This window comes from Mannheimia granulomatis, assembly GCF_013377255.1.
Lineage (GTDB): Bacteria > Pseudomonadota > Gammaproteobacteria > Enterobacterales > Pasteurellaceae > Mannheimia > Mannheimia granulomatis.
On record NZ_CP016614.1, the window covers coordinates 496049 to 517689 of the forward strand.

A 21641-nucleotide genomic window follows, 5' to 3' on the forward strand; every position below is an offset into this window, starting at 1 on the left:
TTAAGTTTTTACTTTTACTGATCGCTTGCTTTTTTCTGACCTTGCGTTTTTTCCCTTAATCGATAACATACGATATTTAAGGTTAAGTTAGATTTAAAATTAAATAATGAAAAGAAAAACAGAAGAAAGTCGGTGGTTAGAAGGTGGGTTAAGTTTGCAGGAGGTTTCCAAAATATTGGGAATACCGGCATCCACTCTACGCTATTGGGATAAAGAAGGCTTAGTCGCATTTGATCGCGACCAGCAAAATGCTTATCGTCAGGTATCATTATTCACTATTTTGGATTTGCTTGATGTCTTGGATTATCGTGAAATGGATGTGCCGATCTGTAAAATTAAACAGACTCCGCAAATGACAGCAGATGAGCTATTAGCATTATTAGATGAAAACCGTATAGCGCAAAAAAACAAGATTATCAAATTACAGCAGATTTTATCTAAAATTAATCTGAAAGAACAGGCGTTACGGCGATTGCAAACATTAGAACAAAAGAAGCCTACAATAGTTTACCGACAAATGCCTGCTATTTATAAGGTAGATTTGCAGGATATGGATGATGTTAGAAAGTATCTTATTCCAATGCAAGCAGCTGATTTATTGCATGCAGATGATGCCGGCTACTGGATGGCGGGAATGTGGTGGGAAAACGGTTGCGGTAAAATTCTACGTCCTGCTGATACACAACCAATGACTTATCTCAACGGTTTATTACGTTTTGAACGAGAAAATAGAAAGGAAAACAGCAACGAGCTATTTGATCTTGCCCGCAAGATGGGCTATCGTCCACAATATGTTATTTTCCAATTCCTGGCTGTAGCTCGCCATCCTGAATGTGGTCTGTGCGATTATCATGAATGCTGGATAGAGCTGGTTGCGGAATAATTTATTTGTTAGGACAAGTAGCCTTTATTCCTTATATATTATACGTCTTAGTTTTGCTCTAAAATAATAACCCTAGCAAACTTAATCCGAAAATATCAAATGCCATATGGGCTAGAAAAAAGGGCACTAGACCCGGAATTTTATAACGGAATAGCCAGAACGATAGCCCTAATGTAGTGACGGTCAGAGTTCCTGCTAATCCCTGATAGATATCGGCAACTAACCCTGTACCAACTATCAAAAGTAAGGTAAGCGGTAGAGTATAACGATTTACTTTGAAATTTAGTACACTGAAATCGAACTTGTGCCAACGTAGATATAGCCAAGCTATAATTAATAAAATGGTTTCAGAACTTATGTATCATAAAGGCTGAAGTAGGTTTATAGTTAGCTTAAAAAGTAATCAAAGTCATATTTGGGTGGCTGCTGAAAAGTCTATATTTACGAATTGATGTATGAGGTCTGGTAAAATTAAGTTATTACTCAGTATTTTTGTGATATACATCGAAAAATCAGCATTAAAAATTTCCCTTAGCTTGCAAAAATCACTAGTCTTAGCGGATATTGAACAGTAGAATTTAGCCTTTTGATGATAGGGGAACGCTATGTTTGTAAAATTTTTTAGAAAAATGACCGCTTGTGTTGCTATTGTGTTACTAGCAGCTTGTTCTTCTAGCCAAGACTCTTCCCCAGAGCCTAAATTTAGCCGCTCGGAAGCAGTGAAAGCCCGCATTAATCTTGCTCTAGCTTATTTGGAGCAAAATGATTTCCCGAAAGCGAAGCAGAATATTGATAAAGCCCTCGCTCACGACAGCCAAGATTACCTACCTTACTCCGTGCTTGCCTACTATTACCAACAAACAGGCGATGTAGAGAATGCGGAAAAAGCCTATCAGCAGGCCTTAAATTTAAGCGAAAATCGCCCTGATGTGCTGAATAATTACGGCACCTTTTTATGTAAGCAAGGTCAATTTCAACAGGCTTATCAACAATTTGAAAAAGCGATACAAAGCCCCAAACCTTATTACCACCAAGCAGACAGCTTAGCAAATATTATTCTGTGTGCAAAAAAAGAGCCGAATCCACAGAAAGTGGTACAAACACTTATAGAGCTTGAGAAATTAGACAAACTTCGAGCGAATTTATTGAAGGAAACGAAATGACTGACTTAAATCAACAAATCAGCCAAATTATCGCCGGCGAATTAAATGTCGGCACTCACCAAATTTTAGCAGCAATCACCTTATTAGATGAAGGTAACACTATTCCTTTTATCGCCCGCTATCGTAAAGAGGTCACAGGTGGTTTGGACGATACCCAACTTCGCCATTTTGAAACACGTTTAATCTATTTGCGTGAAATGGACGACCGTCGCCAGACCATTCTGAAATCCATTGAGGAACAAGGTAAATTAACCGATGAGCTGAAAGCAAAAATTCTAAATTGCGAAAGCAAAACCGAGTTGGAAGATCTCTATTTGCCTTACAAACCTAAACGCCGTACTCGCGGGCAAATTGCGATTGAGGCAGGGCTTGAGCCGTTGGCAGATAGCTTATGGAATAATCCAAACCAAGAGCCTGAATTACTTGCTGAGCAGTTTATCAACGCCGAAAAAGGCGTTGCAGACACCAAAGCCGCTTTAGACGGGGCAAGATATATTTTAATGGAACGTTTTAGTGAGGATGCAGAATTACTTGCAAAACTTCGCCAATATTTGACCGCTTACGCCACGCTTGAATCTAACGTTATTGAGGGCAAAGAGGAAGAAGGCGAAAAATTCCGTGATTATTTTGCTCACAGTGAGCCTTTTAAAACCGTGCCTTCTCACCGTGCTTTGGCAATGTTCCGCGGGCGGAATGAGGGCATTTTATCCCTTTCTCTTAATGCTGATCCGGAAACGGAAGAAGGCAGTAAAATCAGTCATTGTGAGGAGATTATTCGCAGCCATTTAGGGGTGATACTCAACAATCAACCGGCAGATAAATGGCGTGAGCAAGTGATTGCTTGGACGTGGAAAATCAAAGCAGCTCTGCATTTAGAAACCGAATTAATGGGTAGTTTACGTGAAAAGGCAGAAGAAGAGGCGATTGGTGTTTTTGCTCGTAACTTATCGGCATTGTTAATGGCTGCTCCTGCCGGTGCAAGAAACACGATGGGGTTAGACCCGGGCTTGCGTACCGGCGTAAAAGTGGCGGTGGTGGATAACACCGGAAAATTACTCGATACTGCGACCATTTATCCACATACAGGGCGAGAATCAGAGGCTCAAGTGGCGATTTTCACGCTGATTAAAAAGCATAATGTGGAGTTGATTGCGATTGGTAACGGCACCGCCTCACGTGAAACCGAGCGTTTTGCCAAAGAAGTGATTAAAGAGATCAAAGAGAACAAACCGCAAACAGTGGTCGTGAGTGAGGCCGGCGCTTCGGTTTATTCTGCTTCTGAATTTGCGGCAAATGAGTTCCCGAATTTAGATGTGTCACTTCGTGGTGCGGTATCCATTGCCCGCCGTTTGCAAGACCCACTGGCAGAATTAGTGAAAATTGAACCGAAAGCGATTGGCGTGGGGCAGTATCAGCACGATGTAAACCAATCTCAACTGGCTCGTAAATTAGATGCAGTAGTGGAAGATTGTGTAAATGCGGTTGGCGTAGATTTAAATACTGCCTCTGCGGCTTTACTGGCCCGTGTGGCAGGCATGACCAAAACTTTGGCACAAAATATTGTTGCTTTCCGTGATGAAAACGGGCGTTTTGATAGCCGTTCCGATCTGAAAAAAGTCCCACGTTTAGGCCCAAAAGCTTTTGAACAATGTGCCGGCTTTATGCGAATTTTAGGCGGTAAAAATGCCTTAGATGCCTCGAGCGTTCACCCGGAAGCTTACCCAATTGTTGAAAAAATCTTGCAAGCTACGACTTCGACCTTGGCAGATTTAATGGGCAATGCCACAAAAATTCATTCACTGAATGCCAAAGATTTTGTAGACGAACAATTTGGTTTACCAACCGTAAACGATATTTTCAAGGAACTGGAAAAACCGGGACGAGACCCACGAGGCGAGTTTAAAACGGCAGTGTTTATGGATGGTGTAGAAGAAATTACCGACTTAAAAGTGGGTATGATCTTAGAAGGAACGGTTACAAACGTTGCAAACTTTGGGGCATTTGTGGATATTGGCGTTCACCAAGACGGCTTAGTCCACATTTCAATGCTTTCTAATTCTTTTGTGGAAGATCCGCACACAGTAGTGAAAGCCGGTGATGTGGTGAAAGTCAAAGTGTTGGAAGTGGATGCGGCTCGTAAGCGTATTGCCCTAACAATGCGTTTAGATGATAAACCAGCCGATAAAAAAGAGTCAACAAGCGGTCAAAATTCGCAAGAAATTCGCAAAAATCCGCAAAAAAATGACCGCTTGCGTAACGATAACCGCAACTCATTTGGCAATAATGCCTTTGCTGATGCGTTGAAAGGGTGGAAGAAGTAATCAAAAAATAAGGATGTGCTATGTGCATCCTTATTTTTTATTAATTATCCACCAAATTTCCGATTCATATAATCAAAAGCTACTGTTGGCAGAATTCGTCTTAACCACCAAAACAGTTTAGTCGGAAAGGTTACTTGATAGCGTGCTTTGGGCTTTTTATCATTCAACGCTTTTAAACAAGCTTTGGCACAAGCTGAGGCTGGTAAGGTAAACAGGTTAGCATTGCCTTTTGTGGTTAAGCGTTGGTATTGTGTTTGGTTCAGCTCTTTATGATAGGAATTTTCCAAATCAATATATTGTTCTAATTTTGCCACCGAGTTTGGGCGGAAGTTACTTTGAATCGGGCCGGGTTGAATCAGCGAAACATAAATATTTGAGCCGTGTAGTTCGCAGCGAAGTGTGTCTGCTAAGCCTTCCAACGCGAATTTGGTGGCGTTATAAGCTCCACGATAATGCATCGCTGCAAAGCCTAAAATACTGCTATTGATTAAAATTCTGCCGTGGTTCTGGGCACGGAAAATTTTCATCGCTTCATTAATCACTTCCCAAGTGCCAAATACATTGGTTTCAAAAATTTCACGCAACGCTGCACGTGGCACGTCTTCCACACAGCCGGGTTGGCCGTAACCGGCATTGCAAAAAATCGCATCTAATTGACCGCTTGCACGAATGTAATCAAAGGCTTGTTGGATTTGAGCGGAGTTGGTTACATCCAGTTCAATACATTCCAAGCCTTCTGCTTGCAAATGAGCCACATCTTCAGGTTTACGGCAACTGGCAATCACTCGCCAGCCGGCTTGTTTTAAATGTACTGCGGTTGCATAACCGATACCCGATGAGCAGCCTGTGATTAAAATCGTCTTCATATTATTTAATGTAGCTGACAAAACCGTCTAAGTTTTCGCTTTCTGCGGCTAAGTTGATGTTTTCGCCCTCAATCGGTGAGCCAATCATCAGTAGTGCAATGATTTTATCGCCCTCTTGGCAGTCAAAAGCGGTACGAAGCGAAGAGCCGTTTACCCATTTGTTTGTGATCCAAACTGTATCAAAACCTAACGCATTGGCGGCAAGTTGAATGGCGTAAGTCGCACAGCCGGCAGAGAGCATCTGCTCCCACGCCGGCACTTTGGCAATGTTATGGTCTAATTTTGCTACCACACCGATAATCATTGGCGCTCGGGAGGCTAATTTTTCTGCTTTTGCTAAATGCTCTTCGCTCAGATTGAATTCAGCCACAGCAGCTTTGAAATGTTCGCAAAGTTTTGGCATTCCGCTTTTTTCAATGACCACGAAATGATAAGGCTTTAAGCGACCGTGGTCAGGCACACGCAAGCCTGCTTTTAAAATTTGTTCAAGTTGTTCTGCATTTGGGGCTTTATCACCGAATTTTTTATTGGAACGGCGACGCTGTAATAAATCTAATGTTTGCATAGAAATACCTATAGATTCAGAGTTAAGAGTAGTAAAAGCATATCATATTTTACTCATTGCGCGATTGCTTTATACTATGTCCCGAATTATTTTATATAATTTTATTAGGAGACAAGCTTATGTTTAAAGTTTTTAATATTTTTTATCGCATTTTCCGATGCATTAGAGAGTGTGTTATCAACCTCTTTTTTGTGCTTTTTATCTTAATGCTTATACCGATTTTTGCCTTTATTTCAGAGGGTACACAATCGACAAAGCCTATTTTTACTCAAGGGGCATTACGTCTAAATTTAGAGGGATATTTAGCGGATAATCGTGAACAATTTGCCGATTTTTATCGCTTGATACAATCTGAATTAGGTGATAGCAAGTCGCTTAAAATTTCTACTTTTGATGTAGTGCAAGCCATTAGGCAAGCTAAAGATGACCCTAAAATTACCGGATTAGTGCTGGATTTAAGTGCGTTGCAAAATGCGGATTTTTCCTCTTTGGATTTTGTTGGCAATGAAATTAAGCATTTTAAAACATCCGGTAAGCCGGTAATTGCAGTAGGCGAGCAATATTCGCAAAAGCAATATTATTTAGCTTCTTTTGCTGATGAAATTTACCTTAACAAAGCTGGTGCCGTTGAGCTACAAGGCTTAAGCTATTCCAATACTTACTTTAAAGCTTTGCTCGACAAAATTGAGGCTGAGCCACATATTTTCCGTGTCGGCACTTATAAATCTGCAGTTGAACCCTTTATCCGAGATGATATGTCTCCTGAGGCTAAACAAAATGCTGAAGGTTGGCTGAAAGATACTTGGCATAAAGCGGTAACAACCATTGCAGAAAACCGCAATATTACTCCCCAAGAAATTGACTTAACCCCAGAGGTTTATATTGAAAAATATAAGCAAGCCAAAGGTAACGACGCTGAGTTTGCTCTTAAGCAAAAGTGGGTAACGAAATTGGTGTCTAACCAAGAAAGCCAAAGTATGTTAATTTCCCGGTTTGGTAAAAACCCAGAAAACAGCTACAACCACGTTGAATTTAGCGATTATCTTTATGAGCTAAATGACCGCTTTAATAATATAAATAAACCTAAAATTGCGGTAATAAATGTGGAAGGCGAGATTATGGATGGCGAGAGTGATGACTCCAGCGTAGGAAGTGAAACTGTGGTGAAATTACTACAAAAAGCCCGAGAGGATAGCAATGTTCAAGGCTTGTTGTTGCGTATTAACAGCCCAGGTGGTAGCGCAATGGCATCGGAAATTATCCGCCAAGAAGTCGAAGAATTTCAAAAAGCGGGTAAACCTGTCGTAGCTTCAATGGGTGACATTGCAGCTTCGGGAGGATATTGGATTGCCGCGACCAGCGATAAAATTATTGCCAGCCCAAACACGCTCACCGGTTCTATCGGTATTTTCGGTTTAGCGGTCACTTTTGAGAAAACAGCGAAAAAATTTGGTGTAACTGAAGATGGCATTGCGACTTCTGCTTTAGCTCAGAAAGTTGGGTTAAAAACCTTACCAAAAGAGCAGGGAGAAGTGTTACAAATTGGCATTGAAAACGGATATGAACGCTTTTTGGAATTGGTTGCCCGTGGCAGAAAAATGTCAAAAGAAGCCGTAGATAAAGTCGCTCAAGGCCAAGTTTGGTCTGGTAATGAGGCCTTAAAACATGGATTAGTGGATGAGTTAGGTGATTTTAATACCGCCTATTCGACGCTATCTACTTTAATTAATCAAAAACGTCAGACGGAAAATCAGCCTGAAATCGAGCAATTGGATTTACAATGGTTTGTTGAAGAAGATAACAGTCTGTTAGGCACTCTAGCCCGCGATTTTAAAACTCAGTTACAGGTGAAATTAGTGAGCTGGCTTGATTTACCATGGATTAAAAAATCAGCCCAACAAGTTGATATACTCTCACGATTTAATGATCCAAAACAGATGTATCTCTACTGTTTAAATTGTGGGAAAATAGATTAGAGGTCTGACAAGCGGTTAAAAATTGCAAAAATTTTGCAAAAAAAGATCGCTTGTTGATATATACTAAAAACTCTTGTCGGAGTGCCGTAAGGCTGAGATCGCAAATGCGAGATCCGTGGAACCTGTAGGTTAGTACCTGCGTAGGGAACAAGTTTTACCAAATTCAGAGATTGATTGCTGCCTTATCAACTAAGGTTTTCAATCAATCTTTTGTTACCGATTACCACATCTCTGACAAGCAAACCCTTAACTCTAAAATGAGGCTTTTGCGATGTCTATTTCTCACTCACATCATTCACCTAAAGTCATTTGGACGGTTGCCGGCTCGGATTCTTGTGCCGGAGCAGGCTTACAAACCGATCTCCATACGTTTCACGATTTCAATGTAGTTGGCTGCTCGGTGGTGACTTCTGTTACTGCTCAACACCCGCATGGCGTGCTTTGCGTCACGCCTGTTGATGATTACACTTTCCGCCAGCAGTTTGAGGCTTTGCTTATTCAAGGCTACCCGAATGCGATTAAAATTGGTTTGCTTTGTTCCCAAAACCAAGTGGAAATTTTATGCGAATATATCCAAAAAATCCGCTCCGAAAGCCAAGAATATTGCCACGTGGTTTACGATCCGGTGGCGGTGGCAAGTAGCGGACAAGCTCTATCAGACAGTATTGTGTTGCCTGTTGTGCAGGAAAAACTCTATCCCTTAGTGGATTTAATCACCCCAAATGGCACCGAATTAGCCTTACTGAGCGAAACAGAAATTGCTACTTTTGAGGATGTCAAAACCGCTGCTGAAAAATTATTTGCTCAAGGCATCAAGGCTGTATTAGCCAAAGGCGGCCATTTTGAGTGGCAAGGTGAAATGGTAGACGATTATTTACTCACGCCACAAGAGAGCTACTGCTTTTCCCACCCTCGTTTAGAAAGCGTGAACACCCACGGCACCGGTTGCACCTTTGCCTCCGCCATTGGTGCCATGTTGGCAAAAGGCTTTGATTTGCCGGATGCGGTTACCGTTGCCACCGCCTATCTACAAAAAGGTTTGTCGGAAACCGAAGGGAGAGGACAGACTGCATTAAGTTCCCTTTGCCACACAGGCTATCCGACCGATATTGCCTTTTTCCCTCAAACGGAATTGGTGTCGGCACCGCTTGATGTGTCACAAAAGGCTTTCGCTCCAACCGATTATCAACTTGGGCTTTACCCTGTGGTAGAAAGTTTTGAGTGGATTGAGCGTTTAATTTCAGCCGGCGTGAAAACCTTGCAAATTCGTATGAAAAATCGACCGCTTGCAGAGATTGAAAACGAAATCGCCCAAAGTGTCGCACTTGCCAAGCAGCATAATGTGCGTTTATTCATCAATGATTACTGGCAGTTGGCGGTGAAATATCAAGCCTACGGCGTGCATTTAGGCCAGGAAGATTTAGCTACCGCAGATTTACATGCAATTCAGCAAGCCGGCTTGAGGTTAGGTGTTTCTACCCATGGTTATTTTGAAATTATGCGAGCCTTAGCGGTGAAACCTTCTTATATCGCTTTTGGCCACGTTTTCCCAACGCAAACCAAAGACATGCCGTCCCAACCGCAGGGTTTAATCAATTTGGCGAACTATGCGGATTTGGTTTCACCACTGCACATTCCAACCATTGCCATTGGCGGCATTAACCAAACCAATATTGAGGCGGTGATGCAATGTGGCGTAGGCAGTGCGGCGGTAGTTAGTGCAATTACTCAGGCTCAAGATTGGCAACAAGCGGTTAAAATTTTAGAAAAATTTGCAAATGGCGGCAAAAAAGGAGGCAACGATGAGTAGAAGTTTAAGTTCGCTCAACAGCGGCTTGATTTGGGCGGGAGCGGGCATTAGCGCCAGTGCGATTGTAGTCGGCACGTGGATTGCACCACTTGGCTGGCAACAAGGTTTACTGGCGATTATTCTCGGGCATTTGCTCGGCGGCATTTTATTTTTTGCTGCCGGTTTTATCGGGGCGAAAACCGGCAAAAACGCCATGCAAACGGTGCAGATTTCTTTTGGTAAAGGCTCGGTCTTTTTCTCGCTTGCGAATGTGTTGCAACTAGTGGGCTGGACCGCGATTATGATTTACACAGGGGCAGAAATTAGTAATGCCCTAAGCCTTGCCTTGTGGGATCTATCTGCTTTTAGCCTTTGGGCGTGTGTGCTTGGCGTATTGATTATTCTTTGGCTTTTTAGCGGCTCTAATCAGGTGGGAAAATTAAAATTATTCACGCTGATTGCGATGTTTGTGCTGACTTTATGGTTAAGCCTAAAAGTGCTCAATGGACAGAATCAACCCGCCACATCGGGCGATATGCCGTTTAGCACCGCAGTGGAGCTTGCCACTATTATGCCGCTTTCTTGGCTGCCGCTGGTGTCTGACTACACCTCTAAAGCGAAAAAACCGCTTGCGGCAACGCTTTCGGCAAGTGTCGGTTATTTAATTACCAGTGCATGGATGTATGCGTTGGGGCTTGGTATGGTGCTGTTCACCGGGCAAAGTGAAATTGCCCCGATGCTCCTGCTAACAGGTATGAGCTTGGTTGGTATTATTGTGATGATTTTATCTACTGTTACCACGACTTTCTTAGATGCTTATTCCGCAGGAGTGAGTGCAAGTAATATCAGCACTAAATTAAAAGAAACCCCGACAGCTATTGCTGTTACCTTGCTTGGTACGGTGTTAGCCTTAAGCTTGCCGGTAACCCAATATGAAAACTTTTTACTGCTAATCGGCTCTGTATTCGCGCCAATGATTGCGGTGCAAATTGCCGACTTTTTCGTGTTAAAACGCACTGAGTCCCAACAAAATATGGATTGGCTGGCTTTCGGGCTTTGGTTTATCGGTTTTATGCTTTATCACGGTTTATCTTATAGTAATGTGCATTTACCCCTTGGCTTAACCATTCCTGTGATGTTAGTGATTTTTGTAACAACGGTTATTGTGAGAAAAGTCACAAAATAGAAAAATAAGCGGTTCAATTGGAGTGAAAATTTGCAAAATTTTGCTAGAATTGAACCGCTTGTTTTGTATTGGAGAAAATTTATGACACAACATCATTTTTTTAAACTTTCTGCGATTTCGATTGCTTTATTAGGGGCTGCTTCACAAGGCTATGCAGTTGAATGCAAAGTACCGATGTCAGTAGAAAATCAGCAGAATGGCAATTTAGATAGTTGTAATCTTAATATTGATGCTACTGAAAACAGATCTCTTTTCAATCAGTCATCGTTGCTTAATATTTCTAATTCTACTTTTCATATTAATAATTCGACACTAACATTTTCCGGTAAGCATGGTGCCGATGTTATTGCTATCGAAGATTCTAATGTAGAAATCACAAATAGTCGCCTTACTCGAAATAATACTGATGATAAGGATATATCATCGGAAACTATACGAATTCGTGATGGAAAAACAGGGATCTCCAGTCTGATATTAGACAATGTTACTTTAGTATCAACAGGCGAGGCGAGTACGATAGCTCTTTATGCAACAGAAAATGAAGATTCATTAACTTCTATTACATTGAAAAATTCCAATATCTCTTCCGAAGATTCCATTTTTGGATCTTGGTGGTCAACAAGTCGCCCAATAAATGAATATTCAAACTGGAATATTAAGGTGGAAAACTCTGTTTTGAAAGCCCCAATTATTCTGTCTACAGGGGGGTTAACTGAGTTATATAAAACAGATGGAGTAGTTGCTACTGAGAAAACGACTCTTTCAGCAAATAATGCTCAATTTTTCGGTTCAATGCTCTCTTTTGATAGCGATGCGGATAAATCGAAAACTGATGTGAGTTTAACTTCATCATCTTGGGTTTTACCTACTGCTAGAGATTTAGATACGAATGTTGTGGCTCATAATGGCGTGACTAATCTTAAATTAGATGAAAGTCAAATCACACTAGAGAATAATCTCGGACTTCAGACCTTTACTATTTATGGCAACCTTTCCGGCAACGGCCACTTTGACCTTAATACCGATCTCGCCAACCAAAAATCCGACAAAATCGTGGTAAAAGGCGAAGACAGCGGTAATTTCACCTTAGGTATTAAAGACAGCGGCAATGAACCAGACGCAGCAAATGGCAAAGTCACTTTAGTGGAAACTCAGCAAGGGCAAGCAACATTTAGCTTAAAAGATCGAGATTATGTTGATGCCGGTGCTTATCGCTACCGCTTGAATAAAGAAGGAACAAATTGGGTACTGGCAAACCGTCAGTCTGAGAGAGTAACAACTAGCCAACCTACAATTCCTACTCAGCCTGTGGTTCAACCGACTTCGCCTACAGTACCAACTCAGCCTGTTGTTCAGCCAACCACGCCTACAGTGCCAAGTCAGCCGGTTGTTCAGCCGACACAACCTGGTGTTCCTGTCGCTCCTGCATTACTCGCATTAAGCGAAAAATCTAACGCTCTTTCTTCACTTCGCCAAGCTCAAAGTGTGTTAGTGGGCCAAAACTTACAAGGTATTCACCAACGTTTAGGCGAGTTAAAAACAGATAAATCAAGCAATGTTTGGGTGAAAAATATTAATAGCCGTACAGAAGTGAAAGCTCAAAATGTTGCAGCGGATAGCCGTTCTTCGGGCTTTGAGATGGATTCCCACAGCCTACAAATCGGGGCAGATCGTGCGGTGAGTGATAACCTCCGTTTAGGCGGATTTGTTGGTACGAGTCGTGCAGATGTGGATTTCAACGGCGAATATGGCAAGGGTAAATTACGTTCGCAAGCGGTCGGATTTTACGCCACTTTTGCAAATGCAGACGGCTGGTATGTGGATAATGTCGGCAAGTACGAACGTTTAACCGCACAGGCATCAAATGAAAAACGTAAATACAATGCTTTTAGCTTATCAAGTGAGGTGGGTAGACGCATTGCGTTATCGAATGATTGGACGGTTACGCCACAAGCTCAGTTGGCTTATCACACCATCAACGGCAAAGCGGATGAAAGCCGTTTAAGTCTGTTCACCGCTCGTGCCGGTATGCGTATTGCCAAAGGTTTTGCCTTAGCTAGTGGCTGGAATTTACAACCTTACGCTGAGTTCAATGCGATTGCAGAAAAAGCCAATAATGCTAAAGTGCGTGTGAATCAATACCGCTTTGATGTGCCGGAAAATCATGGACGGTTCCAAACCTCAATTGGTTTCACCGCAGGTAATGGCAGCCATCGCGTAGGTTTAGAGGCTTCCACTACGCATGGTAAACAGTTAAAACAACCAATTTCGATTTTGGCTAACTATCGTTATCAGTGGTAATTGTTAATCAGCAAAGTTAGATAGGTAAGCAGTCCAATTTGTAAAAAGAAATGCAAATTGGACCGCTTGTTTTATTGCGGTTTTGCTAGATTTCTGTCAATTCCAAATCTTTGGTTTCGTGAACCTGCCATAATGCCCAGAAGCTCAGTAATGAGGCGACCGATAAATATCCACCCACGCCAAATAGTCCAAAGTTTTCGTTAATTTTTACCGCAATAATGGTGAATACGCTTGCCCCTAAAATGCCGGCGATAGTATAGGCGAGTGAAGCCCCTGTGTAGCGGACTTCCGTTGGGAACAGTTCGGGCAAAATCACTGCCATCGGGCCGTAGCTTAAGCCGATTAATATCATGCCAATCGCCAAAAAGATAAATATTGAGGTTGGCGTGCCGTTTTCTAAGAAAAATGGCATCGTTAAGCCGTAAATCGCTGTGGCTCCTGTGGCTATCAGCAGTAATAAACGGCGGCCGATTTTATCGGAATAAAGGCCGGAAAAGAAAATCGCAATGCCGAAAATCACCGAGGTAATCAGCAAATATTGGGTGTAGAGATTTGCCGGTAAGCCTAAACCTGTGGCGTAGCCCGCTTGAGAAACCGCTACCGGGCTTTTCACAAAAATCGGAGTAAAGGCAACCAAAATATAAAACAGCACATAGCCAGCGGTGGCAATTAACACGCCAATCGTAAAAGGTTTTAAGTGGCGGCTAAACAGCACTTTAAGCGGTGTGTGGCGGTTTTTGCCTTGTTTCTCTGCTTTTAAGAAAATCGGGCTTTCGCTGATTTTGAGGCGAATGTATAAGCCGATAAAAATCATCACAAGGGAAGCGATAAATGGAGTTCGCCATGCCCAGTCGAGAAAGGCTTGTTCTCCATAAATGAGGTTCACCAAATAGAAAGCCCCGTTTGCCAGCAATAAGCCGATTGGTGCCCCCATTTGCGGAAAAATCCCAAAAAATGCCCGCTTGTGTTTCGGGGCGTGTTCGGTAGCAACTAAGGCGGCTCCGCCCCATTCACCGCCTAAGCCTAATCCTTGTCCGATTCGGCATAAGCAGAGCAGTAATGTTGCCCAAATGCCGATAGCGGCATAGTTCGGTAATAAGCCGATTGCCACAGTGGAAAGCCCCATCAATAAAAGCGAGGCAATCAGCGTTTGTTTACGTCCGTATTTGTCGCCAAAGTGACCGAAAATAATCGATCCCATCGGGCGGGTGAAAAAGGCAAGAGCCAGAACCGACAAAGACATTAATTGGTTAGAAACCGGATCGTCACTATTGAAAAATTGCACATTAAATACCAGTACGGCAGCCATGGTGTAGATGTAATTATCAAAGTATTCAACGGCGGTGCCAACCATGGAGGCAACGGCGACTTTAAGCGGGGAAGATTTAGACATACGCCACCTTTGCTAACTTTTCAACGGTTTCAGGCGTGATTTCGCCAAGCTGATCCAATAAATTCACGGCAAATTGTCCGTGCTGAGTTGGGCGGAGAGTTTGGGCAGCAAGCTCGCCGGCAACCGCATAGACGGTGAAGGCTTCAACGAGGGCTGCAAATTCCTTTTCTTTATCTGCAACGGCAAGAAAAGCCCCGCAAATAGCACTGAGTAAACAGCCGGAGGCAGTCGTTTTCGGGAACATCGCTGTACCGTTTTGCAGTAATGCAGTGTGTGAGCCATTGCTTATCACATCGGTTTCTCCGCTAATAGCGGCGATGGTTTTATATTGTGCTGCTACAGTTTGGGCGATTTCTTGCAAGCTATGGCTACCTTCACCGGCATCAACCCCTTTCGCGTGCCAATCCACATTGGCTAGGGTGGCAAGTTCACCGGCATTGCCGCGAATGGCGGTAAATTGAATTTCGCTTAACAGTTTTTCTACCGTTTGGAGGCGAAATGGCGTGGCCCCTACACCCACAGGATCTAACACGACAGGAATCCCTAAACGGTTAGCGGTTTTGCCTGCCAGTAACATCGCATCCACTTCTTTGCCGATTAAAGTGCCGATATTAATGACTACCGCAGAGCTCAGTTGCGGCACGCTTTCCATTTCCTCAATGGCAGCGGCCATAATCGGCGAAGCTCCGAGGGCAAGTAAGCCGTTAGCAGAAAAATTAGCGGCAACAATGTTGGTAATGTTGTGTACAAGCGGGTTAATTTGCCGAATTTTTTGCAAATATTGCGTTTGATATGAAAGGGGAGTGGTCATCGTTATTCCTCATTGTGTGAAAAAATACGAGCCAACACGAACGGGAATAGAATGGTTTTACGCCTTTAGTTTCCTACGTCAGTGCTAACTGCATCAGGTTCAACGGGTATTTCTCAGCTTGGCTTTAAAGCAAGCACCCCGACTAAATGAGGTTTTAATATAATCGCTAAAAAAGCGGTTGTAAAGCAGATTACAACCGCAGCGTCTTAAGCTGCTTCTTTATGATAAAACCGCAAGCTGTGCTCTTTTTGGCGGGCAGAGCTAAAGGCGGAAACCCGTTTTAAATAGCCGATTACCCTTGTGCCATAATCAATATTGTGTGAGCCACATTGGCTGCAAGTGTGCAAAGTGCGTTTGTCGATATGGTTACATTCATTGCAAATGGTGATTTTGACGTTAATGCAGAAATAGTTACAGCCTGTTTTAGCTGCAGTATCTAACAGTAAGCGGTAGCTACCGACGTTTAAAGCCTCATCAAGATTGAGATGGAGAGCTGAGCCACCGTCTAACCACTCCACTAATTCTTTGCCGTGTAGTAGAAATTTATCTAATGCATTGGTGCTTTCATCTTCGACTACATAGAAGTAGGAATTGTAGCAATCACGCGGTACGAAATAGCCATCTGCTTTATCCCATTTGGCATTTTTTACCCCAAGGTTTTCTGCCGGCACAAATTCGGTGTTGAATTTGACGCCATATTTTTCACTGGCGGCTTGGTTGGCTTGGAAAATCGTTTTTAGGCGGGATTGCACAAACTCAATATAATCTGGGTTGTAACCAACCGTTAAGCCTTGGGATTCTGCTGCTTCTGCCATGCCATTAATGCCAATCGTCAGAAATTGTTTATCAAGTGAAATAAAGCCGGCATCGTAAACAGGGAGCATGCTGTTGGCTAAATACTCTTCCATTAATTTGCGATAAGCGTATTGATATTTGTGGATCTTGCTGACTTCTGTGACTAAATCACGTTTATCTTGCACTAAACGGTTCATGTTAATCGTAATCACATTAATAGAACCTGTTGCCACACCGCCAGCCCCTAGTGAGTAAGAGAAGGTGTGATCGCTGATTTCATTGCGTAGGCGGCAGCAAGAGGCAAGGGAATCCGGATTATCTGATTGATAAATAAAAAATGAGTTTCCTTGTGAGAGTTCTTGTGCCATTTGGTTGGCAAATTCATCATCTTTGCATTTTCCGTTTGCGGTTAGCATGGCTGCGGTAACAACAGGGAAGGTCAAAATAGCTTTGCTGCGTTCTTTATTGAACCATTTCATAAAGAATAGCTGTAATTTGGCGGTCGTTTCCCAGTTCGGTTTTTCAAAATCAGGAAAAACAAAATTGCCAAACATTGCCTCAAAATAGAATTTGTCATAGAGCGAGATATTCCAAAATACACTTTGATAACCTCGGGCTGCAGCAGGTTGGTTGATACTGTAAACTACTTGTTGTAGGTGATTTTCAATTTCTCGGCTGTGAGTTTTTAAGTAGTTATCACCAAAATCTTTACGAGCAAAATAGTCAAAATAAGTGAGAAACTCAACGGTTGCAACCGCACCTGCAAACTGAGCACTGACGGCAAAGACAAAGTTAATAAAAGAGCCACAGAAAGAAGCTAAATGTTTCGGTGCTTTAGATTCGCCGCCTAATTTGCTTAATCCGTCATGTAAAAATGGATACATAGTGATAGATACGCAGTAAGGTTTTAGGCTGGTTTCATCGTGAACGTAAATTTCATGTGCCTCAATCTGGCGTATGTATTCTTGTGCGGTAGCCTTATCAAATAATGTTTCAATTTTCTGACTGACTTTTGCACGATTGATCTGTACAAAAAAATCTTTCATCAATTCATTTTCCATTGTCGCAATATTTTTTTGTGTCACATTCGCATTGGCATCCATTTTTGAACCGTCAGCTGCATTTTGTGCTTGGATGTAATGGTCAATAAAAGCTAATTTTCCGTTTAATTGTTCTTGTTGTAAGCGAATCATATTAAGTCTCCTTTTATAAATAGATGATTGAGGTTTTGGTTGCTGCGTAAATCTATAAAGCGTTGATTAGTCGTTAAGCTTTCTAATCCGCCACGTTCAGCAATCCAACGACCTGTCTTTAAATAGGTTAATTCGGCTAATAAACATTCGGGAAGCTGATCTTTTTCCAATCCTGTATAAAGACAAGTTTTTAGCCCTTGCTGTTTGGCAAGCTTTAGGAGTGGTGTTAATTTTTCTGCTTTCCATTCTCCCCCCATAAAGAGAACGCAACTAATTAAACCCTGATAACGTGTTAAGCGATGAGATAGGTATTCCGGTGTCAGCACTGTCCCGTTACAGGCTTTCCAGCTATCAGCACTATGACAGCCTTTGCAGCCAAGCGGGCAGCCTGTAATTAGAAAAGCAAGCGAGGTTTCATTCGGCACTTCTTGCCAAACAATTTGCTCTGAGTTGAATCTAAGGTTTTCCATATCTATTGGTATTAACACAATATGTTGTGTTTTTTAACATTGTTTAACACTATATGTAGTATATTAGATCTGTTGAACTTTAAAATAAAGAGCAAAAAAAGAAAAAAATCAGTTGCAATTTGAAGAAGTGAATAAAATCAAAAAGATAGAGAATTGTAAATTTTGGAAATAAAAAAACCGTGTATTTTGCTACACGGTTTATGAAAAGTTTGGCTAATTGATCTCTATAATATCAAAAACTTTTTCTAATTGATGAGTTAAAAGTGAGAGTTGGCGTTTACTCGCTAATGTAAAATTTAGGTTAAAAATAGAATCTGTTGATTCTACATTTAAATTTTTTACTTCAAAGCCTCGGTGCCGGATAACCCTTAAAATCCTTTCTAAGGTTTCGGGACGTTTATTTGCGGTAATAGTTAATTGGTACTCTTCCATGTTACTCTCCTATACATCATCGTCCAACATATCAGCATTGCAGGCACCCGGTGGCACAAGCGGCCAAACATTATCTTCTTGTGGAATGCAAACATGCAGTAAATAGGCTCCTTTGGCATTGAGAAAGCGATTGATAGCATCCGAGACTTCATTTGCTTTTTCAATACGTTCACCCTCAATATCGAAGGCTTTTGCCAGCATTACAAAATCAGGATTATCGTCTAAAATCGTTTGGCTGTGGCGACCGTGAAAGAACAGTGATTGCCATTGGCGAACCATGCCCAAACGTTGGTTATCAAGCAGTAAAATTTTCACCGGCAGATTACCGCGTTTAAGTGTACCCAATTCCTGAATATTCATCATAATGGAGCCGTCACCAGTGATTACAATCACTTGATCGTTAGGGCGAGCTTTAATCGCTCCGATAGCAGCAGGTAAACCAAAACCCATTGAGCCAAATCCGGCTGAGGTAATGTAGTTTTTCGGATCATGATAAGTTAAATGCTGTGCCGACCACATTTGGTGCTGACCGACATCGGTAGTGACCACGCTGTTTTTCGCTTTACGCTCGGAAAGCGTGTTTAATAATGCCACGGCATTAATATCACCTTCGCCTGAATTCTCTTGATATTGGAAATCAAATTGCTGTTTTAAATTGCGGATATCTTCACGCCAAGCATCAATAGAAAGCGGTTGAGCCAAATAGTTTACCGCTTCGATCAGATCGCCTTGTAAAGCTACTTGAACTTTACGTAGTTTATTGATCTCAGCATTGTCAATATCAATATGGATCACTTTAGCGTGTGGGGCAAAAGAGTCTAATTTGCCTGTTACGCGGTCATCGAACCTTGCACCACAAGCGATTAGCAAATCACATTCTTGTACCGCATAGTTTGCGGCTTTAGTGCCGTGCATGCCGATCATACCCATATAAAGCGGATCGGTAGGATCAATAGTGCCTAAAGCTTTTAGGGTGGATACAGATGGAATATTTGCAATTTTTACGAAATTTCTGACCGCTTGCACGCCATCAGCCATGCCCACACCGCCACCGACATAAAGCACAGGACGTTTTGCCTCCGTTAATAATTTTTTGGCAGCAAGTAAGTTCTCCGGATTTTGTAAAGCGGGTTTTTCTTTTGGATAAACAATCGGCTCCGCGGAGGTAGCAGCTAATTGTACATCACGAGGTACATCAACTAATACCGGACCGGGTCTGCCACTTTGGGCAATTTGGAATGCGAGAGCTAAAATTTCAGGCAATTCCTCAATATTTTGAACGATAAAACTGTGTTTAGTACAGCCGAGTGATAAACCTAATACATCTGCTTCTTGGAAAGCATCTGTGCCGATTAAATGGCTTGCCACTTGCCCTGTGATTGCAACAATAGGGATGGAGTCTAATGCAGCATCACCCAATCCGGTAATTAAGTTAGTCGCACCGGGGCCTGAGGTGGCAATACAAACGCCTACTTTTCCTGTTGAGCGTGCATAGCCAATAGCTGCCATTGCTGCGCCTTGTTCGTTACGGCAGAGAAGGTGATCTAAACCCGAGTCGTAGATGGCGTCGTAGGTAGGCATAATCGCGCCCCCTGGATAGCCAAAGAGAGTTATGACACCGTGAGCTTTTAGGCTCTCGGTAATTAATCTTGCACCATTCATTGATGTTGTGCCTCTTAAGGTTTTTATTATTTTAAAAGAAGATGATATAGATACCATAAATTCTCAGTTTTTTAAACTTTATTTTCGGTGAAATTAAGCCGGATTTTTCGCATAGCTTAGCTAAATAAAAGTCGTTTTTATTTAGCTAAGAGAAGGGGTTAACACTTAAGAGGTATTTTGCGGAATTTTCTTGATTTAATTCAATAAATCTTCATTTTCAGATAGTCGGTTTGACTTAAATTTCATATTCTCACTAGTGAATTATTAGGATTATCTTATTAATTTGATAGGAAATATTCTTACTTTTATCTAATGATTTTTTTACCTGCGTGGGAGAACCAAAATGAAATTTTTAGCAAAAAGCCTAGCCGTGGCGACAATTTCAATATTGGGGTGTTTTCAAACTGCTTTAGCTGAAGAAGCAAAAACAGAATCGCTAACAGATAAAGCGATGAAACACGAAAAATTAGGCGTAACGGTTGAATCTGCAAATCACCTTTTTGCAGAAAAATACCCATTACAATATAACTCTTGGAAGGCAACTTCTAGTTCAACCGATAGAGGTAGTGCGTTAGAAGCTGACCCTCGTTATGTGATTTTATGGGCAGGTTATGCATTTGCTAAAGATTATAATAAGCCTCGTGGGCATTATTATGCAATTACCGATGTGCGTGAGATTTTACGTACAGGTGCTCCAAAAGGTGAAGATGATGGCCCTCAGCCGATGGCGTGTTGGACTTGTAAAAGCCCTGATGTAGCACGTTTAATCGAAGAAAAAGGCGAGCGTGGCTATTTTGATCCAAAATGGGCGAAATATGGTTCGGAAGTCGTTAATCCAATCGGTTGTGCAGACTGCCATGACACTGCATCAGAGGAATTTAAGCAAGGTAAAGCTGCCTTACGAGTAGCTCGTCCGCATGTATTACGTGCTTTAAATACTATCGGCTGGAAATTTGAAGACCTCGATAAACACGGTAAACGTCCGGCGGTATGTGCAAACTGCCACGTTGAATATTACTTTAAAGATAAAAAAGACGTTACCTTCCCTTGGAAAAACGGGGTAGATGTTGATAGCATCGAAAAATATTATGATGAAATCAATTTTACCGACTGGACTCACGCCTTATCTAAAGCGCCAATGTTGAAAACGCAACACCCGGATTTTGAGGTTTGGGCACAAGGTACGCATGGTAAAAACGGTGTAACTTGTATTGATTGTCATATGCCTAAAGTGAAAGATAAAGATGGCAAAGTTTATACTGAGCATAAAATCGGTAATCCATTCGATAACTTTGAAGCGACTTGTAAAACTTGTCATGAACAAAGTAAAGAAACCTTAGAAAAACGTGTTAAAGAGTACAAACACGAAGTAAAAGAAGCGATGATTCGTTTGGAAGATCAATTAGTGAAAGCTCACTTCGAAGCGAAAGCCGCATGGGATGCAGGTGCAACAGCAGAAGAGATGAAAGATATCTTAACTGCAATCCGTCATTCTCAATGGCGTTGGGATTACTCAGCCGCAGGTCATGGTAACCACTTCCATGCACCGGATGTTATGTTACGTACTATCGCAACAGGTATTGACCGTGCCGCAGATGCTCGCTCTCAATTAGGTGTAGTATTAGCGAAACATGGCGTAACAACTCCTGTAGCCATTCCGGATATTTCAACCAAAGAGAAAGCACAAGTGGCAATTGGTTTAGATATTCCAAAAGATAAAGCTGCGAAAGAGGAGTTCTTAAAAACTGTAGTTCCTCAATGGGAAAAAGAAGCTCGTGCTAAGGGCTTATTACCGGCAGAAGAAACAGCAGCACCAAAAGCAGAAGCAAAATAAT

At 42.0% G+C, this 21641-nt stretch carries 16 protein-coding genes and 2 riboswitches; of the genes, 8 read left to right on the forward strand and 8 right to left on the reverse strand.

Going from position 1 to position 21641, the window contains the following annotated elements:
* Positions 1-106: 106 nt before the first annotated feature.
* The 3 genes from A6B41_RS02310 to A6B41_RS02320 all read left to right on the forward strand — a co-directional run bounded on the left by A6B41_RS02310 (position 107) and on the right by A6B41_RS02320 (position 4367).
* Positions 107-883 (forward strand): MerR family transcriptional regulator, encoded by a 777-nt coding sequence (locus tag A6B41_RS02310; protein ID WP_032847625.1) that lies wholly within the window; start codon positions 107-109, stop codon positions 881-883.
* A gap of 605 nt (positions 884-1488) precedes the next feature.
* Positions 1489-2046, forward strand: a complete 558-nt coding sequence (gene pilW / locus A6B41_RS02315; protein ID WP_027075034.1) for a type IV pilus biogenesis/stability protein PilW — start codon at positions 1489-1491, stop codon at positions 2044-2046.
* Positions 2043-4367, forward strand: a complete 2325-nt coding sequence (locus tag A6B41_RS02320; RefSeq protein ID WP_027075035.1) for a Tex family protein — start codon at positions 2043-2045, stop codon at positions 4365-4367. The genes pilW and A6B41_RS02320 overlap by 4 nt, the downstream gene beginning before the upstream one ends.
* Before the next feature lie 44 nt (positions 4368-4411).
* Here A6B41_RS02320 and A6B41_RS02325 read toward each other — a convergent pair whose 3' ends face one another.
* Together A6B41_RS02325 and A6B41_RS02330 are read right to left on the reverse strand one after the other, a co-directional pair.
* Positions 4412-5233, reverse strand: coding sequence for an SDR family NAD(P)-dependent oxidoreductase (locus A6B41_RS02325; protein WP_027075036.1), 822 nt, complete (start codon positions 5231-5233; stop codon positions 4412-4414).
* A gap of 1 nt (position 5234) precedes the next feature.
* The gene (locus A6B41_RS02330) at positions 5235-5798 is read right to left on the reverse strand and encodes a nitroreductase family protein (RefSeq protein ID WP_027075037.1); all 564 of its coding nucleotides are present in this window, start codon (positions 5796-5798) and stop codon (positions 5235-5237) included.
* Between the two features lie 119 nt (positions 5799-5917).
* Between A6B41_RS02330 and sppA the strand changes: the two genes are divergently transcribed.
* The 4 genes from sppA to A6B41_RS02350 all read left to right on the forward strand — a co-directional run bounded on the left by sppA (position 5918) and on the right by A6B41_RS02350 (position 13050).
* Entirely contained in the window at positions 5918-7774 is a 1857-nt protein-coding gene (gene sppA / locus A6B41_RS02335; protein ID WP_027075038.1) for a signal peptide peptidase SppA, read from the forward strand.
* 67 nt (positions 7775-7841) lie between these two features.
* Positions 7842-7938: riboswitch (TPP riboswitch) on the forward strand.
* A gap of 107 nt (positions 7939-8045) precedes the next feature.
* A complete protein-coding gene (gene thiE, locus A6B41_RS02340; protein WP_027075039.1) occupies positions 8046-9584 on the forward strand; it encodes a thiamine phosphate synthase in 1539 nt (512 codons plus the stop codon).
* Positions 9577-10749, forward strand: a complete 1173-nt coding sequence (gene cytX, locus A6B41_RS02345) for a putative hydroxymethylpyrimidine transporter CytX (RefSeq protein WP_027075040.1) — start codon at positions 9577-9579, stop codon at positions 10747-10749. Before thiE ends, cytX begins: the two co-directional genes overlap by 8 nt.
* A gap of 81 nt (positions 10750-10830) precedes the next feature.
* Positions 10831-13050, forward strand: coding sequence for an autotransporter outer membrane beta-barrel domain-containing protein (locus A6B41_RS02350; protein ID WP_237052487.1), 2220 nt, complete (start codon positions 10831-10833; stop codon positions 13048-13050).
* Between the two features lie 85 nt (positions 13051-13135).
* Here the strand turns inward: A6B41_RS02350 and A6B41_RS02355 are convergent, their stop codons facing one another.
* The 6 genes from A6B41_RS02355 to ilvG form a co-directional block, all read right to left on the reverse strand.
* Positions 13136-14443: an MFS transporter gene (locus A6B41_RS02355; protein WP_027075042.1), complete on the reverse strand. Its 1308-nt coding sequence runs from the start codon at positions 14441-14443 to the stop codon at positions 13136-13138.
* The gene (thiM, locus tag A6B41_RS02360) at positions 14436-15254 is read right to left on the reverse strand and encodes a hydroxyethylthiazole kinase (RefSeq protein ID WP_027075043.1); all 819 of its coding nucleotides are present in this window, start codon (positions 15252-15254) and stop codon (positions 14436-14438) included. The genes A6B41_RS02355 and thiM overlap by 8 nt, the downstream gene beginning before the upstream one ends.
* A gap of 53 nt (positions 15255-15307) precedes the next feature.
* Positions 15308-15405, reverse strand: a riboswitch (TPP riboswitch).
* 55 nt (positions 15406-15460) lie between these two features.
* Positions 15461-17242: an anaerobic ribonucleoside-triphosphate reductase gene (nrdD, locus tag A6B41_RS02365; RefSeq protein WP_027075044.1), complete on the reverse strand. Its 1782-nt coding sequence runs from the start codon at positions 17240-17242 to the stop codon at positions 15461-15463.
* Positions 17239-17712: an anaerobic ribonucleoside-triphosphate reductase activating protein gene (gene nrdG / locus A6B41_RS02370; protein ID WP_027075045.1), complete on the reverse strand. Its 474-nt coding sequence runs from the start codon at positions 17710-17712 to the stop codon at positions 17239-17241. Before nrdG ends, nrdD begins: the two co-directional genes overlap by 4 nt.
* A 213-nt stretch (positions 17713-17925) precedes the next feature.
* Entirely contained in the window at positions 17926-18144 is a 219-nt protein-coding gene (gene ilvM, locus A6B41_RS02375) for an acetolactate synthase 2 small subunit (protein WP_027075046.1), read from the reverse strand.
* Between the two features lie 9 nt (positions 18145-18153).
* The gene (ilvG, locus tag A6B41_RS02380) at positions 18154-19806 is read right to left on the reverse strand and encodes an acetolactate synthase 2 catalytic subunit (RefSeq protein ID WP_027075047.1); all 1653 of its coding nucleotides are present in this window, start codon (positions 19804-19806) and stop codon (positions 18154-18156) included.
* Between the two features lie 343 nt (positions 19807-20149).
* Here ilvG and nrfA point away from each other — a divergent pair, with 343 nt between their 5' ends.
* Positions 20150-21640: an ammonia-forming nitrite reductase cytochrome c552 subunit gene (gene nrfA / locus A6B41_RS02385; RefSeq protein ID WP_027075048.1), complete on the forward strand. Its 1491-nt coding sequence runs from the start codon at positions 20150-20152 to the stop codon at positions 21638-21640.
* The last annotated feature ends 1 nt before the right edge of the window (position 21641 follow it).

Bases quoted from the DNA above. Each gene is read 5' to 3' on its own strand.
- A6B41_RS02330 (WP_027075037.1), bottom strand. From the start codon at position 5,798: ATGCAAACATTAGATTTATTACAGCGTCGCCGTTCCAATAAAAAATTC.
- ilvM (WP_027075046.1), bottom strand. From the start codon at position 18,144: ATGGAAGAGTACCAATTAACTATTACCGCAAATAAACGTCCCGAAACC.
- cytX (WP_027075040.1), top strand. From the start codon at position 9,577: ATGAGTAGAAGTTTAAGTTCGCTCAACAGCGGCTTGATTTGGGCGGGA.
- thiE (WP_027075039.1), top strand. From the start codon at position 8,046: ATGTCTATTTCTCACTCACATCATTCACCTAAAGTCATTTGGACGGTT.
- nrdD (WP_027075044.1), bottom strand. From the start codon at position 17,242: ATGATTCGCTTACAACAAGAACAATTAAACGGAAAATTAGCTTTTATT.
- ilvG (WP_027075047.1), bottom strand. From the start codon at position 19,806: ATGAATGGTGCAAGATTAATTACCGAGAGCCTAAAAGCTCACGGTGTC.
- A6B41_RS02320 (WP_027075035.1), top strand. From the start codon at position 2,043: ATGACTGACTTAAATCAACAAATCAGCCAAATTATCGCCGGCGAATTA.
- thiM (WP_027075043.1), bottom strand. From the start codon at position 15,254: ATGACCACTCCCCTTTCATATCAAACGCAATATTTGCAAAAAATTCGG.
- A6B41_RS02355 (WP_027075042.1), bottom strand. From the start codon at position 14,443: ATGTCTAAATCTTCCCCGCTTAAAGTCGCCGTTGCCTCCATGGTTGGC.
- A6B41_RS02325 (WP_027075036.1), bottom strand. From the start codon at position 5,233: ATGAAGACGATTTTAATCACAGGCTGCTCATCGGGTATCGGTTATGCA.
- pilW (WP_027075034.1), top strand. From the start codon at position 1,489: ATGTTTGTAAAATTTTTTAGAAAAATGACCGCTTGTGTTGCTATTGTG.
- sppA (WP_027075038.1), top strand. From the start codon at position 5,918: ATGTTTAAAGTTTTTAATATTTTTTATCGCATTTTCCGATGCATTAGA.
- A6B41_RS02350 (WP_237052487.1), top strand. From the start codon at position 10,831: ATGACACAACATCATTTTTTTAAACTTTCTGCGATTTCGATTGCTTTA.
- nrdG (WP_027075045.1), bottom strand. From the start codon at position 17,712: ATGGAAAACCTTAGATTCAACTCAGAGCAAATTGTTTGGCAAGAAGTG.
- nrfA (WP_027075048.1), top strand. From the start codon at position 20,150: ATGAAATTTTTAGCAAAAAGCCTAGCCGTGGCGACAATTTCAATATTG.
- A6B41_RS02310 (WP_032847625.1), top strand. From the start codon at position 107: ATGAAAAGAAAAACAGAAGAAAGTCGGTGGTTAGAAGGTGGGTTAAGT.